Origin of the sequence: Ciceribacter azotifigens (genome assembly GCF_048159625.1) — a bacterium.
GTDB classification, from domain to species: Bacteria; Pseudomonadota; Alphaproteobacteria; order Rhizobiales; family Rhizobiaceae; genus Allorhizobium; species Allorhizobium azotifigens.
Genome location: NZ_JBLQTA010000030.1, coordinates 1 through 13,886, shown reverse-complemented (window position 1 = coordinate 13,886; position 13,886 = coordinate 1). Strand labels below are relative to the sequence as shown.

Annotated in this window: 11 protein-coding genes and 5 pseudogenes; 9 read left to right on the top strand and 7 right to left on the bottom strand. The window is 61.2% G+C overall.

Annotated elements, in window-relative coordinates; translation table 11 throughout:
* Positions 1-246 precede the first annotated feature (246 nt).
* Positions 247-579, top strand: coding sequence for a hypothetical protein (locus ACM6UT_RS22635; protein WP_416799552.1), 333 nt, complete (start codon positions 247-249; stop codon positions 577-579).
* An 18-nt stretch (positions 580-597) separates the two neighbouring features.
* On the opposite strand, the gene ACM6UT_RS22630 is transcribed toward ACM6UT_RS22635, so the two are convergent.
* Positions 598-1,482 carry a hypothetical protein gene (locus ACM6UT_RS22630; protein WP_416799551.1) on the bottom strand — a complete coding sequence of 295 codons (885 nt, stop codon included), beginning with the start codon at positions 1,480-1,482 and terminating at the stop codon, positions 598-600.
* 468 nt (positions 1,483-1,950) lie between these two features.
* The gene (locus ACM6UT_RS22625; RefSeq protein ID WP_416799550.1) at positions 1,951-2,841 is read right to left on the bottom strand and encodes a LysR family transcriptional regulator; all 891 of its coding nucleotides are present in this window, start codon (positions 2,839-2,841) and stop codon (positions 1,951-1,953) included.
* A 105-nt stretch (positions 2,842-2,946) separates the two neighbouring features.
* On the opposite strand from ACM6UT_RS22625, the gene ACM6UT_RS22620 reads away from it, so the two are divergent.
* The 7 genes and pseudogenes from ACM6UT_RS22620 to ACM6UT_RS22590 all read left to right on the top strand — a co-directional run.
* On the top strand, positions 2,947-3,816 hold the full coding sequence (locus ACM6UT_RS22620; RefSeq protein WP_416799549.1) for an NmrA/HSCARG family protein: 870 nt from the start codon (positions 2,947-2,949) through the stop codon (positions 3,814-3,816).
* 45 nt (positions 3,817-3,861) lie between these two features.
* Positions 3,862-4,234: pseudogene (locus tag ACM6UT_RS22615) on the top strand (AtaL-like protein); the annotation flags it as partial.
* 415 nt (positions 4,235-4,649) lie between these two features.
* Positions 4,650-4,830 (top strand): annotated as a pseudogene (locus tag ACM6UT_RS22610) (GntR family transcriptional regulator); the annotation flags it as partial.
* 2 nt (positions 4,831-4,832) lie between these two features.
* Positions 4,833-4,997 (top strand): hypothetical protein, encoded by a 165-nt coding sequence (locus ACM6UT_RS22605; protein WP_416799548.1) that lies wholly within the window; start codon positions 4,833-4,835, stop codon positions 4,995-4,997.
* 123 nt (positions 4,998-5,120) lie between these two features.
* Complete coding sequence (locus tag ACM6UT_RS22600) at positions 5,121-5,327, top strand: hypothetical protein (RefSeq protein WP_416799547.1); 207 nt, start codon at positions 5,121-5,123, stop codon at positions 5,325-5,327.
* 149 nt (positions 5,328-5,476) lie between these two features.
* Positions 5,477-6,070 (top strand): annotated as a pseudogene (locus ACM6UT_RS22595) (DUF6088 family protein).
* A gap of 363 nt (positions 6,071-6,433) precedes the next feature.
* A pseudogene (locus ACM6UT_RS22590) lies at positions 6,434-6,685 on the top strand (WGR domain-containing protein); the annotation flags it as partial.
* A 10-nt stretch (positions 6,686-6,695) separates the two neighbouring features.
* On the opposite strand, the pseudogene ACM6UT_RS22585 reads toward ACM6UT_RS22590, so the two are convergent.
* From ACM6UT_RS22585 to capB, 4 genes and pseudogenes are all read right to left on the bottom strand, one after another.
* Positions 6,696-6,821 (bottom strand): annotated as a pseudogene (locus ACM6UT_RS22585) (aromatic ring-hydroxylating dioxygenase subunit alpha); the annotation flags it as partial.
* 51 nt (positions 6,822-6,872) lie between these two features.
* Complete coding sequence (locus ACM6UT_RS22580; protein ID WP_416799546.1) at positions 6,873-8,228, bottom strand: purine-cytosine permease family protein; 1,356 nt, start codon at positions 8,226-8,228, stop codon at positions 6,873-6,875.
* A 54-nt stretch (positions 8,229-8,282) separates the two neighbouring features.
* On the bottom strand, positions 8,283-10,364 hold the full coding sequence (gene capA, locus ACM6UT_RS22575) for a caprolactamase subunit alpha (protein ID WP_416799545.1): 2,082 nt from the start codon (positions 10,362-10,364) through the stop codon (positions 8,283-8,285).
* A gap of 12 nt (positions 10,365-10,376) precedes the next feature.
* Positions 10,377-12,137, bottom strand: coding sequence for a caprolactamase subunit beta (capB, locus tag ACM6UT_RS22570; RefSeq protein WP_416799544.1), 1,761 nt, complete (start codon positions 12,135-12,137; stop codon positions 10,377-10,379).
* Positions 12,138-12,378: 241 nt separating this feature from the next.
* On the opposite strand from capB, the gene ACM6UT_RS22565 reads away from it, so the two are divergent.
* Positions 12,379-13,347: an AraC family transcriptional regulator gene (locus ACM6UT_RS22565; protein WP_416799543.1), complete on the top strand. Its 969-nt coding sequence runs from the start codon at positions 12,379-12,381 to the stop codon at positions 13,345-13,347.
* 25 nt (positions 13,348-13,372) lie between these two features.
* On the opposite strand, the gene ACM6UT_RS22560 is transcribed toward ACM6UT_RS22565, so the two are convergent.
* On the bottom strand, positions 13,373-13,576 hold the full coding sequence (locus ACM6UT_RS22560; RefSeq protein WP_416799542.1) for an exonuclease domain-containing protein: 204 nt from the start codon (positions 13,574-13,576) through the stop codon (positions 13,373-13,375).
* Positions 13,577-13,886 lie beyond the last annotated feature (310 nt).

Sequence of the window (13,886 nt, the reverse complement as noted above, 5' to 3'; positions counted from 1 at the left end):
CATCCTAATTGACGCTGCGTCTCACCTTGTTTGCCGCGCTGCACGAATGACTCGCCTTGTCGCAATCGCACCAATGCATCAGCCGAAGCCTCGAGGAATAGGCCGAGGTAAGGAACATTTTGATGTCATTCAATGGCGGCAAAATAGTCCCAAAGATGGAACGGGAGCAATCTTCAGTTCGCTCAGACATCCAACTATAGATGAGAGGGAAGCTTCACACACATCATCTCCTAACGGATTGAAAAAATGAAAAAGTTTAAGGTTATGCTGGCGGCAACCGCCATCGTCGTGTGTGCCTCTGCATCTGCCAGGGCCGACGATCTCGTGTTTACCCTGAAGAACGGAACGAACTCCGTTTTGAACAACTTCTATGCGTCCCCGGTCGGTACTGACAGTTGGGAAGACGACATCTTCGGTCGCGAAGCCTTGGGTCCTGGCGAGTCAATGGAGATCACCATTGCAGATGGTAGGTCAGTCTGCAAATACGATATGCGTTTCGAGTTTCAGGGTGACGACCTTGAAACGACGACAGATGTGCAGAACCTTTGCGAGCTTAGCGAATACACAATCCATGAATAAGTCGATGGGCGGGAAGCACTAGAGGCCTCCCGCCTCATCTGGGTGTTCCTGGGGCGGAATGCGGATAGGACCATCCTCCATGCAGGCATCCTCAAACGCCTTCGATACCGTGGCCAGCTTGATCGCTTGCCAATAGAGATAGTCCCGGACGAGTTGAGGCGAAACCCAGCAGTTTCCGCGATTGCTTTCCTTCGCCCATCCGACAAGTTGCGCTTCACGCGCCAAGGCAAGAAGCCGCGCCGCATGTGTTCTCGAAATTCGATATCGGCTTGAGAGCGCTTTGGGCGAGACTCTCCCGACCCATATTGGACTCGTGTCATCCTTTGACAAGGGACGAACACTCCGGATCAGGTCATGCAGGACGCTGCTGCCAGAGTCGGAGCTGACGAACTTTGCGATGCTCTGCGGTGGCTTGTACCAGTCGCTGCGGCTTACGAGCATCCATGTGAAACGCGGTTGGGCGTAATGGAGCAATGTTGGATGCTTACACGAAAGCTCGTATCGCACACCACCGTCCATGAGGTCGAGTGCTCGAAGATGAATATCGAAATATCGTCGGATGAGTTGCTCGCTCATTTCCGTCGCCTGAACGGCGCGTTGCCGACGGTCGGCTGTCTCCCTGGGAACGACGAAGCGATATCTGCGCATCTCCATGAGGAAGGTGTGAACAGTGTTCCGACTGGCTATTCTCGTATCACCCACCGCACGGATCAGATTGCTCGGGGAAATTGGAGGAAAGGTCGGATCGCGTACATGCTCGAAATGTATGGCAATGGTCATCTGACTGAGCATCCACCGCTGCAAATCGGCGACGTAGTGGACTTCCCTGGGTAACGAGAGGTGCGTTTCAAGAAGGTCTTGCGCGGCGGTAGCTAAGCTATCCCGAAAACGGGGCATCTGCATAAGCTCTTCGACGGAATATGAAAAAGGCATAACGGTATGAGATAGGTGCATGCCCTTTACTATAACCGATTCCAATCTTCGACGACCCTGATCTTCTGTCAGGCGTCGTCGATGCGCCGCCGCGCCTGGCGATGGAGATGGCGGATCTAGGGCGGCCTTCACCGCGGCGACTGCACGGATCGCAATTGCAGCTCGAATCTTGATTTTGACAGTGAGGCAAGCGTGACCCGTCGGGCTAGCGCCTTGAAAGGGTCCGAACCGGCGAGCCGCTGTTCTTCAATCTTGCGGTCGATGGGAACTGAACCGACGACGCATCATCCTCGTGGTTAAGTGCTTGGTAGAAATGGCTCTGGGTAAATCGCCACCGCCGATCAGCTAGGCCGCCTGCGGATCTGTAGGCGGTGAACGTTAACCAGTGTGACGATCATTCGCTCCTTGAACGTCCATCGCAACCTCTGACTACCAAGGCTATTCGCCGATATAGGCGGCGAGTTCGTCTGGCGTGCCGTTTGGGAAGACCTGCTTGAGGAAATCCAGGAACGCCGAGACACGCGCGCTAAGCAGCCGTCGTGAGGGGTAGAGCGCCCAGAGCGAGATCTCCGACCTCTCAACGTCTCCCCAGTGCATCAAGGTCCCGGCGGCCAGATCGTGGGTCACTAGCGAGATCGGCAGACGTGCAGCACCGACCCCGGCGCGCACCGCATCCCGAACCATGATGAGCGAGGATAAGCTGAGGACGGGCTCGATCCTGATCTTTATCGAGCCCTGAGGGGTCATGACGTTCCAGGTCTGCTGAACACTTGTTTCCCGCACAACACCTGGGAGAGGAACATCCGCAGCCGGTCGATGAAGATCCGGATGTGCCACGACAACCAGCCGATCATGCAGGAAGGCTTTCCCGATCAGGGATTCGTCAGGATCAGGGTTCACGCGAATGACGAGGTCGTATCCTTCCTCGATCATATCGACGGCCCGGTCTTCGGTCGTGATCTCAAGCCTCACGTCCGGATACTTCAGCGCAAAACCTGCGGCAATCTTGCCCATCGCCGTCTGCGAAAGAAGAAGCGGAGCGCTGATCCGCAGCCTGCCACGCGGCTTCTCTCCGCCCGAGGCAATGGCGGCCGCGGTTTCGTCGAGCTCTGTAAGCAGTGAAGCCGTCCGCTCATGAAGGGCCCGCCCCTCCTCCGTGAGCTTCAGGTCGCGCAGCCCGCGCTCAAACAGGCGCAGATCAAGAGCAGCTTCCAGTTCCGCTACCCTCCGGGACAGCGTGGCCTTCGGTCGGCCGGAGGCCCGCGCCGCCTTGCCGAACCCTCCATGACGGGCAACGAGGTTGAAATCGGCAAGTGCCAACAGATCCACGGTGTTCCACCCTTGAGACAGTCTGTCCAAAATTACAAACTATTCGGCCGATAATGGACCAGACATATTCGGGAGGTCAAGAATACAAACCCGGAGACACTCCCAATGACCATCCTCGTTATCGGCGCCACTGGAAATGTCGGCAGCCAAGTTGTCCATCAACTCGTCAACCACGGCGCCGACGTCCGCGCCCTTGTCCGCGATCCCGCAAAGGCAAACCTTCCGGCAGGCGTTGCCGCCGTGCAGGGCGATCTACTCGATGTCGAATCCTTGCGCAGCGCCATGGCGGGCGTATCGACATTGTTCCTGCTGAACGCCGTTGTGCCCGACGAATTCACCCAAGCCCTGATCGCACTCAATGTCGCGCGGTCGACCGGCATCGAGCGCATCGTCTACCTGTCGGTCATCCATCCGGATGTCTACGTCAACGTGCCCCACTTCGCGGGCAAGCATGCCGTCGAGCGGATGATCGAGCAGATGGGGATCAATGCGACCATCCTTCGCCCGGCCTACTACATCCAGAATGATCTGATGATCCAGCAGGCGATCATCGGCTATGGCGTCTACCCGATGCCGGTCGGCGACAAGGGCCTGGCAATGGTCGATGTGCGTGACATTGCCGAAATTGCCGCGCTCGAACTGCTTCGTCGTGAACAGGCAGCAGAGCCGCTGCCGCTTGAGCGCATCAATCTGGTTGGCCCCGACACGCTGACAGGAGCAGAGATCTCAAACATCTGGTCGGACGTGCTCGGCCGCCAAGTCACCTATGCCGGTGGCGATACGGAGGCCTTCGAACAGAACCTCAAGCAGTTCATGCCGCCATGGATGGCCTATGACATGCGGATGATGGGTGAGCGCTTCCTCACCGACGGCATGCTGCCGGAGGACGCGGATCGAGGGCGACTGACGACGCTGCTCGGCCGCCCACTGCGCTCCTATTACAGCTTCGCTTCCGAAACGGCCGCCGCCCTCTGAGGCAGCGGCCGGCGCTTTCCAAACAACCCTCCTGAGGGCGAAGCCATGCTCACTTGCGAACAGTTGTGGAAGGGCCTCTTCCTCCCGTCCGGCCTTTGCACCTGCTGCGATGTGATGGAGGAGAGCGCGAGCCACTTCGTGCGCGAAGCCACCATCGCCGGCTCCGACATCGGGGAGATCATTAGCCTGCAGCCGGGACACAAGGTCACCTTCTTCCAGGCCACCGGACCGCGCGAGGGCGCCATCATCAATGAGCTCTTCGAAGATGACAGCGGTGCTCTGCAGCTTCGGCTATTGCTACTTCGGCCTGCGCGGCAAGCAGCCGAATGGACCTGAGGAACAGGGAGAGCAGGCCCGGTTCGACAGCGACAGGGGCTACAAGTCCGCCCTGTTATCGACACTGAAACCTATCCGCGATGGCGGACGGCATCGACTTCGATACTGCAAAGACGCGATCTTGATCGCGCCTTGCGAGCAGCTTCCACAGATCCAGAAATCGCCGTGACAACGGCTTGCGCTGTGGTCGAGAGCGTCTCTTGATCGATTTTCGTCGAGCTGGACATCGAATTTCCTGCCAAGCAGAATATCTCGGGACTTTATCCCGCCGTTCGAGATCCGCTGGGCCTGGACCATCAGTTCCATAGGGATGCCTGACCCGACCGACATTGCGTGTCGATGGCAATCGCGCGACTGTGGCTTCCGCGCCGAAGCTACGACCGGCCTTCTCCGACGAACAGGCGCTCGAGACCGTATAGGCGGTCCAGCACCGCCATTATCACGATGGTCAGCAGTATGAGGTGCGCCGACACCGCGCAGATCAGGGGATCGATGCCGGTTATCTCCTGACCGACGAGCATAACCTCATGCTAGAAGCGATCCGCGCCAAGGATGTCGAGCGGCGCCGACGAGCTTGCGCATGCCCATACAAGGCAGTTCCAGGACAACTTCCTCCGTTTCATGCGCGAAAACTATACGACCGACGTTTCGCTCGGCGATCGCGTCGGGGCGGAATAGCCATGCCTCCGCCGCAGAAGATCGGTTTCATCGGACAGGCCGTCACCGATGCCATGGTGCGTGGCCTGCGCACGGAATCTGCCGCGGTGCCGCAAGTCATGATGTCCCAACGCAGCGCTGATGTGTCGGCAAAACTTGCCGCCGATTTCCTCCGCCTGCTCCGCTAGGGATGCGCTCAAGAACTAATCGAACTGCTGGGCCACTGGTTTCCGAACGTAGGACGAACTCTCCAGTCTGCATTGTCGGCAAATCGGTATAAGCCATCCCCGGAACAAGAATCAGGAGACGACATGGAAACCGTGGAGTTCAGCAACCGTAGTGACTTCGCCCTGTGGGCAATCGAGCGGGCGCGGGAAATCGTAACGTCCGAGGGAGCCGCCTTTGCGATGGCTGCTCGCGACATGGACGAGGAGGCGCTTGTGAATACGGCGGCGGCGCTCGGCAAGGCCATCAGTGACGCGATGTTGGAAGTGTTTGATGGCCTGATAGGTGAGTAGCGCTGGGTGGAGCGCTGGGTGGAGCGATAAGCGGGCTATTGACCAATATTTCGATATGAATTTTGGTCAGCGCGGTTCGGCTCCCCCGCCCTTCTCCCTCCGCTGCAAACTGTCAGAAACTCGCATAGATTTCTGATAGGAGAAATGCCATGCAAAAGCTGACGTCGCAAATTATGGACCATGCTGAACGTCTGCCGGAAGGAGCCGCGCTTTCGGCAAAGAGCTTTCTGCATCTCGGAAATCGTGCCGCCCTGGACCAGGCTCTTTCGCGACTGGCCGAGCGCGGCGAGCTCGTCCGCGCCGGCCGCGGCATCTATATGCGGCCTGTCAAAAGCCGTTTTGGCAACCGGCCGCCGACGGTCGAACAGGCGGTGGACGCGGTCGCGCAGCACCGCGGCGACGTGATCGTTTCGAACGGCGCCGCCGCGGCAAATGCCCTGGGCCTGACCAACCAGGTCCCCGTCCGCTCCGTCTACCTGACATCCGGGCGCAGCCGGACGATGAGCCTTGGACAGCAGACGGTCGAGCTCAGGCATGTGCCTCGCTGGTAACTGGCCTTGGCCGATCGGCCCGCCGGCGTGGCGGTCCGTGCGCTCGCCTGGCTTGGGCCGGAGAAGGCTGATGAAGCACTGTCGCGGATCAAGCGAAAGCTGGCGCCGGACGCGTTCGGCGAGCTAGTGGCGGCGGCGCCGCAGTTCCCGACCTGGCTGGCAAGAAGCGTCGGGAAAGCTGCGCATGGCTGATCTATTCCTGACCTTGTCAGAGGATGACCGGCGCGAAGCCCTAGACACAAGAGGATTGGCCGTTCATTCGCTCGTCTCGCGCACCGCCATCCGGGATTACGAGTGCGAGCGTCATGGAGTGCATCGCTCGCCCGAGGCGCAACCGAGGCTGGCCTTCGAGAAGGCAGGGCTTTGCCTTACGAATGAAGATGGCTGTCCTGGCGGCTGCAGCTGCTCTGCGCGCGAAGAGTGACCGAGGCGGGCTGGGTTTCGCTCACCCCACCTCGGAGGTCTGATCAAGCCGGCTGCTCCAGCGTCTGCTCCTCGATCCGCGTCCTCTAAGTGTCATTGGACGCGATTCCGCGGATCGGCGATTCTGATCTCATGATCTCGCAACCTTACCACCTCTATGTCGAGCGCTCAGACGCCGCCAGGAACATGGCGCGTTATTACGCGATGTCGATTGAACCCAATCTGTTCGGAGACGTCTGCCTGCTGCGGAAGTGGGGCCGCATTGGAACCAAAGGACAGATGATGGTGCATCATTTCGGCCGGGACGAGGAAGAAGAACGGCTGTTTCTCGACCTGCTACGCCAGAAACGCAAACGCGGCTACCGTCCGTGCGCTTCGATGCCGAAAGATGGAGAATTTCGACGGGCGGATTGTCCGAAAGACGGACATAGATCAGCCCGCCGATCGACTTGAAGTTGACCGACGTCAAGCTCCTGCGGCTTTTGTCAGGGTCCTGGCCCATATGGGGCGCTTTGCTGAGGACGATTCGTGAACTTGGACCGTGCCCCGTGGCGGGGCGCGGTCCGCGTGATCAGCTGGCCGCCAAGAACCAGGAGCGGCGCGCCTTCGCCAGGCCCGCTGCATAGATGCAAAAGGCGATGACAGCGGTCGCCGGGGCTGAGAGTTCCGCATAGCCGCCGCCCCAGACATGGAGCCAGATGCCAATGGCTGCGGCGACGAACCAGGCGACGATACCAAGGGGGTTGAAGGCGGGCACATGGCTGGAGCGGTATTCGATGGTGCCGCCCACAAGCGCGCTGTACCGGTCGATCAGGATGTGCGACATGGCGACCGCCACCCAGGCGACGACGAAGATGCCCTGATAGGCGAGCGCCGACAACAGATAAGCGAAGACATCCGCGAGCATCAGCACATAGACGATCGCGCCGACCGCGATTGCCCAGCCGATCCGCCCGAAGGGCAGTTTACTGAAGAGCTGCACGAGCGCTTCCATGTTGACCGCGGCGAGATAGTAGTTGGCAGTGTTGATGCGGGTCTGCGTGACCCAGACGAACAGCAACCCCCAGATCCCCATGAGCTTGAGCAGCGCCAGAAGCACGCTGACCTCCGAAAGAGCGCCGAGGTCCGGCACCGTGCCGATCATGAACATGCCGAAGAGGCCACTCACCAGGAAGGCCATGGCATAGAACGGCATGCCGAAGTTGAACCAGGCGTGATAGCCCGCATCCTCCTCACGGCCGAAGCGGGCATAATCGAAGGTGAACATCATCAACACCCAGACGCCCATGTAGTAGACGAAGCAAGACCACCAGCCACCGGCCGGAGCACCGGCTTCCGGCCCCAGGTTCAGCCACTTGTCGCTGTAGCCGTATTCGCCGACGGCGAGGAAGACCGCCACGACGAGGCCGAGGATGTAGAACGGCAACAGCACTCCGTTGAACTTGTCGAGCCAGGTCTGGATGCTGCCGAAGATCAGCGGCACGCTGTAGAGAACCACGATCAGCGCCGCGAGCGGATAGGAGATCGACGGAAGGATCGTGGTGATGCCGACAGCGATCACCGAGCCCTCGAAGACGGCGTAGTAGATCGCCGTAGCGCAGAAGATGAGAGTCGCCAGCCCCGCCCCGACATTGCCGAACAGCACGCGCGAGAACAGGGCGACGGAAAGCCCGGTGCGAATGGCAAAGCGGCTGAGCACTGCGTTGACGAGGCCATAGACGACCACCGAGAGCACCATGCCGATGATGGCATTGCGCGTGCCGAAATTGAGCGCCATCGCCGCCCCGACCACGATGTAGAAGACGGCGCTGCACACCGCCCACCACGCCATGGTCAACGCCCCTCGGGGCATGCGTGCCTGTGGCGGTACAGCCACGTTGGAGAAGTCAGAAGTCTCGGCCTCCACGGCCGATAGGTTGCCTGCCATTGTTTTCCCCTCTTCGTTGCAGGTGGCTGCCCCGCCCGAACGCGGGGCAAGCCGTCAGTCTTCCCGTGTCAGCAGATAGCTGCCGCTTTCATGCAGAATGCTCGTCCAGCCGGGCTCAATGACGATAGTCGTCGTCACCTCCTCGATGATGGCCGGCCCCGTGATGAGGACGCCAGCACAGAGCTTCGCGCCGTCGTAGATCGGCGTTGAGACCGGCTTGCCCGACTGGTCGAAAATCGCATCGCGATGGCCCTTCAGCGCCTCGCGAGCATCGCCGGCTGCCAGAAGCTTCGGCGGGCGGACCTTTTCGATGCGGCCGTAGATGGTGGATTCCAGGTTCACCACCTCGACCACGCTGTGGCGCTCGGAGTAGGTGTAGAGTTCCTCGTGGCGGGCATGGAAGGCATCCTTGACCTTCTCGATCGTGGTCTCGTTGATCGGGAAGGTGCCGATGTCCACGGTGCATTCGTGCACCTGACCGACATAACGCATGTCGATCGAGCGTTTGATGTCAATGGCATCAGGGGCAAACCCGTCCGCCTCCAGATGCGAAACGCCCTTCGCTTCGATCTCCTTGAACAGGCTGTCGATGCGCTCATAGGCCGCTGCGTTGTCGAGGCGCACGGGCGCGGGCGCCATATAGTTGTACTTCACGTCAGAGATGATCTGACCGAAGGCGCAAAGGCCCGAAGCGAGCTTGGGCAGGATGATGGTATCGATACCGATCTCCCGGGCCAGCGCCGTGATATGCGCCGCTGTTGCGCCCCCTGCCCCCACCAGCACAAAATCGCGCGGATCGTAGCCGCGCTCGACCGAAACGCGGCGGATGCCATTGACCATCGAGTTGTTGACGATGGCGTACATGCCGTAGGCCGCCTGCTCCACTGACATGCCGAGCGGTCCTGCGACCCCCGCCACCGCCGCGCGCGCTTTCTCGATGTCGAGCGGCAGCTTGCCGCCGAGAAGCCCTTCGGGGTTGAGGTAACCGAGAACGAGGTTCGCGTCCGACGTCGTCGGCTCCGTGCCGCCGCGGCCGTAACAGGCCGGGCCCGGCTCGGAGCCGGCCGATTGCGGGCCGACCTGAAGGAGGCCGAGCGGATCGATCCAGCCGACCGAGCCGCCGCCAGCGCCCAGCGTCTCGACCTGGATCATCGGCACGCCGATGCGGTAGCGCAGGAAGTCGATGTTCTTGTTGAGGTTGGTTTGTCCGTTGCGGGTGAGTGTGATGTCGAAGGACGTGCCGCCCATGTCGACGGTGATGACGTTCTTGTGGTCGAAGGGCGCGCCGGCATAAAGGCCCGCCTGCGGCGCCGACGCCGGACCGGAATTGATGGCGTAGACCGAACGGTCGGTCATGACCTGGCCCACGGCAAGCCCGCCGTTCGACTGGAAGTAGCGCACCGGCTGCTTAGCACCGAGCTTGCGGAAATAGGCGTCGACCGCCATGACGTAGCGGCGCATGACAGGGGCGAGATAGGCGTTCGTCACCGCGGTGGAGGTGCGGGTATATTCGCGCACCTGCGGGTAGAGATCGGCGCCGACCGTGAGAATGGCCGCCGGCATCATCTCACGCACGATCTCGGCCGCGCGCCGCTCGTGGCTCGGATCGAGCACCGACCAGACGAAAGAGATGGCGACGGTCTCGACGCCCTCCTTCAGGAGAAGCCTGCAGGCCTCTCGCACGTCCTCCTCATGGAGCGGGGTGCGCACCGAGCCATCCGACAGGACGCGTTCGCGCACGCCGCGCCTGAGGTAGCGCGGCACCAGCATGGTCGCCGCCGGATATTCGGGATCGTAGCGGAAACCGTCCTCCTTGTGACCGTTGCGGATCTCGATGGAATCCTCGTGGCCAGCCGTGCAGATCAGGCCCGTCTTGCCACCGCGATGCGTGATGAGCGCATTGAGACCGACCGTCGTGCCGTTGATGCAGAGGTCGCAATTCGCGATGATGTCCTCGATCGGCTTGCCCAGGTCGTTGGCGATCAGCCCCAGTCCGTTTTCGATGGCCCTCGTGGGATCGGAGGGCGTGGAGAGCGCCTTGAAGAGCTTGACTTCCCCCGTCGCGCGGTCGGCGATGACGAAGTCGGTGAAGGTGCCGCCGGCATCAATGCCGAGACGGTAGGAATGCATGGTCATGTCTGGTTTTCCTTACGCGGTGGCTCTGAGCCATTCGGTTGCGGCCGTGTCGACCTCGAGGGTCTGCGGGTTCGCGATCACCACGCCATAGTCGAGACGGGCACCTTCGATGGAGACGAGGCCGTTGCGCACGTCCCAGACCACCTTCTCGACCGGCCGTTCGAACGGATTTCCGTAGCCGCCGCCGCCCGGATTAAGGTTGGTGATCGTCTGGCCCGGCTTTATGGTCTCGATGATGTTCTTCCTCTCCACCTCGACCTTGCCGTCGCGGCGCAGTTCCACCCGGCCGACCTTGGTGTCGACCATTGCAGACTTGGCGCCCGCCGCGCCCATGGCCGGGATGCGCCGGCCCTCGCCGAAGCCGATGCACAGGATGTCGCCATTGAGCGGCTCGACCTCCCAGGCCGTGCCCGAGCCGCCGCGGAACTTGCCGGCGCCGCCCGAGTCGGTCATCAGCGCATAGCGGTGGATGACGATGGGATAGGAGTATTCGAGCAGCTCGACATCGCCCGATGTGAGCGCCCCGAAGCAGCATTCCGGGCCAACCGCGTGCCAACCATCCTGCTTGGGCGTCGCCCCGCCACCGGAAATGATGGTGGCAAGCACCATGGTCACGAATGCCTCGTTGTTGCGGGCGTCGCGGCCAGCGATATTGAGGCCGTTGGCATGGCCCCAAGAGGCCGACACCTTCGAGGGCATGGCCTTCTCGAAGGCCAGGCGCACGGCGTCCGTCAGGGTCTCCATGGGCGTCGTCGTGCAGTTCATGTGTGGGGCCGGCTCCTGCGCGTTGCAAAGCGTGCCCTTCGGGCCGAAGTCGAGGCTGACGCAGCGATAGAGCCCTTCGTTGTAGGGTGGCGGCAGGGCCGCGAACATCATCAGCCCGAGATAGACGCCGGAATGGGAATTGCCCTCGTAGGAGTTAATGAAATAGGGCACCTGCGGCGGGCTATCGATGGCGATATGGCAGCTGTCGCCCGTGATCGTCACCGTCGCCTTGATCTCGAAGTCGCCGAAGCCGTGCCCGGCATCCTCCAGGACGGCGGAGCCTTCATAGGTACCATCTGGTACCGTGGCGATCAGCGCGCGCATGTGGCGATCGGCCATGTCGAGCAGCGTGTCGACGCAGGCATCCACCTCGGCCTTGCCGTACTTGTCGAGCATGGCGATAAGGTTGCGCTCGCCCACCTGGCAGGCGCCGATGAGCGCACGGAAGTCACCTTCCTGGTCGCGGCGGGCGCGCATGTTGGTGAGGATCATGTTGAGCACGTCATGGCGCGGCTTGCCGCGGTCCCAGATCTTGACCGGCGGGATGCGCAGGCACTCGGCGTAGATCTCCGTGGCGTTCGGGTTGTACCCCGCCGGCACCGGCCCGCCGATGTCGGTCAGATGCCCCTTGCAGACGGTCCAGTAGACCAGTTCGCCCTTGTAAAAGACCGGCTTGTACATGCAGGTGTCGATGGCATGGCTGCCACCGAATGCGGGGTCGTTGTGAAGGAAGAGGTCGCCTTCGTGAATGTCGTCGCCGAAGAAGGCCGCGACCGCTTTCATGGCGGGGATAAGCGAGCCGAGATGGATCGGGATGTCCTGGCCCTGCAGGATCATCTCGGGCCGGGCGTTGAAGAGCGCCGTCGAATAGTCGTGCGCCAGGTTGAAGACCGACGAACGCGCCGTCTTTTCGAGCGCAAGCGTCATTTCGCGCTGGGTCGTTTCGAGCATGCCCCGCACGACCGAGAGCGTGATCGGGTCTACTTTTGAAGTCTGGGTATGAAGCATCGTGTTCACGCTGGTTGAGGGCGAGAACCGACGGCCTGGAAACCGGTCGTCTAGCTGAAATGTCTGTTCCCTGGCAGCCGGTATCTGTCGCACCGTTGAAGCCGGCTTCAATCTAGGCAGAGTTTTTCGCGTCCGTCTTTGCAGGCAGGGAACAACGAATTGCGCGCAGGCGCACAAGCTGCCATTTTCATTGCCTTGCAGAATTCCTGTTCGTACCTTCGATCCCAAGAGGACGAGCCGCATGAAGACGAGCATCACCACGAGCGCGACGCGACCGCCCGACCGCAGCCGCCACTGGCACGAGGCCATCGCCTCGGCCTATTTTCCGCTCGACCTTCGCTTCCGCGAGGCCGACCGGTTTTCCGGTGATCTGACCACCTGGCGGTTCGGCGACGTGTCGATCTCCCGCCTCACCTGCGATGCGCTTCAATATCTGCGCCTGCCGCACCATTTCCGCGGCGCGCGGGCGGAGGAGTTCCTCGTAACGGTGCCGGCAAGGGCGGAGGTTTCCTTTTCCCAGTGCGGCCGGGACGTCAAATGCCCGCCCGGCGGCTTCATTCTGGAGCGCAGCAGCGAGCCCTACCAGTTCAGCCACGCCGAACCGGCTGACATGTGGGTACTGAAGGTCGATGCGGATGCGTTGACCGGCCGGTTGCGGGCGCCGGACAGGTTCTGTACGCTTCAGTTCGAGGCAAACAACGGCGCGGGCGGCCTTTTCAACGACATGCTGCAACTCCTGCCCGCGCGTTTCGACGGGATGACACAGGAGGCAAGGGCAACGGTCGGCCGCCAATTGGTCGATCTGCTCGTGCTGGCGATCAAAGCCGACGAGCGCGTGCTGACTTCAGGCAACTCGACCGTTCGCGCTGCCCATCTCGCTCGTATCGAGGGCTATATCCGAAACAACCTTCACGAATTCGGGCTCCGGCCGGATCGCATCGCACAAGCTTGCGGCATCTCCACCCGTTATCTGCATGAGTTGTTCAGAGACACCGATCAGACGGTAAGAGGCTGGATTCGCGACCAGCGGCTGACTGCTTGCCGGGAAGCGCTCGCCGACCCGAACAACAATCAAACCGCAGCGGAGATCGCCTACCGCTGGGGCTTCGGCGACCAGACCCAGTTCTCTCGGGTTTTCAAAGCCCATTTCGGCGTTCCGCCAGGGGAGTTCCGGGAGAAGGCTCGCGGATCTACAGGCGGGGCGAGATGAGAAGGCCCAAACACGCTGGGATATGTCAGCGATAGCCCGCGTGCGCAATCAACCCCAGCACAGTTCCCGTTGAATTCGAGGAGCCATTCACATCGAAGGTGAAGGCGATGACGCCGATTTCGATAATCTCATCTTTGCGCGCATTGAGGCCCGTGGTCTCGGTGTCGAGAATGATGCCCCCTGAGGGGGAACTCAAAACGCGGGGACGGCGCGACTGCGCGCTGCTCAAGTTTCCTGAGGATGCGGTATCGGTTCGTCTCCGAGAGATGCCGAACCTTCTCCTCTTCACTTATGAAAACGGCAGGCTGTTCGGGCTTGGCGAATCCGGAAGCGGCGCGACGCGTGACTACTCGGTAGCGCGAAGCCTCTACCGAAAACATGTCGAATTGCTCTGTCATTCTTACTGTAATCATCCTGCCGCGGGTGCCGTCCTTCAAAACACGGCCAGATCGGCAGATCAACCATGTTGGTACGAGGCCTCATCAACAAGCCAGGATCGTGTCCCAAGGCGTGGTGTAGCTTTGGCGGTCGCCGTGCCT

Bases quoted from the DNA above. Each gene is read 5' to 3' on its own strand.
- ACM6UT_RS22635 (WP_416799552.1), top strand. From the start codon at position 247: ATGAAAAAGTTTAAGGTTATGCTGGCGGCAACCGCCATCGTCGTGTGT.
- ACM6UT_RS22630 (WP_416799551.1), bottom strand. From the start codon at position 1,482: ATGCAGATGCCCCGTTTTCGGGATAGCTTAGCTACCGCCGCGCAAGAC.
- ACM6UT_RS22620 (WP_416799549.1), top strand. From the start codon at position 2,947: ATGACCATCCTCGTTATCGGCGCCACTGGAAATGTCGGCAGCCAAGTT.
- ACM6UT_RS22605 (WP_416799548.1), top strand. From the start codon at position 4,833: ATGCCTCCGCCGCAGAAGATCGGTTTCATCGGACAGGCCGTCACCGAT.
- ACM6UT_RS22600 (WP_416799547.1), top strand. From the start codon at position 5,121: ATGGAAACCGTGGAGTTCAGCAACCGTAGTGACTTCGCCCTGTGGGCA.
- ACM6UT_RS22580 (WP_416799546.1), bottom strand. From the start codon at position 8,228: ATGGCAGGCAACCTATCGGCCGTGGAGGCCGAGACTTCTGACTTCTCC.
- capA (WP_416799545.1), bottom strand. From the start codon at position 10,364: ATGACCATGCATTCCTACCGTCTCGGCATTGATGCCGGCGGCACCTTC.
- capB (WP_416799544.1), bottom strand. From the start codon at position 12,137: ATGCTTCATACCCAGACTTCAAAAGTAGACCCGATCACGCTCTCGGTC.
- ACM6UT_RS22565 (WP_416799543.1), top strand. From the start codon at position 12,379: ATGAAGACGAGCATCACCACGAGCGCGACGCGACCGCCCGACCGCAGC.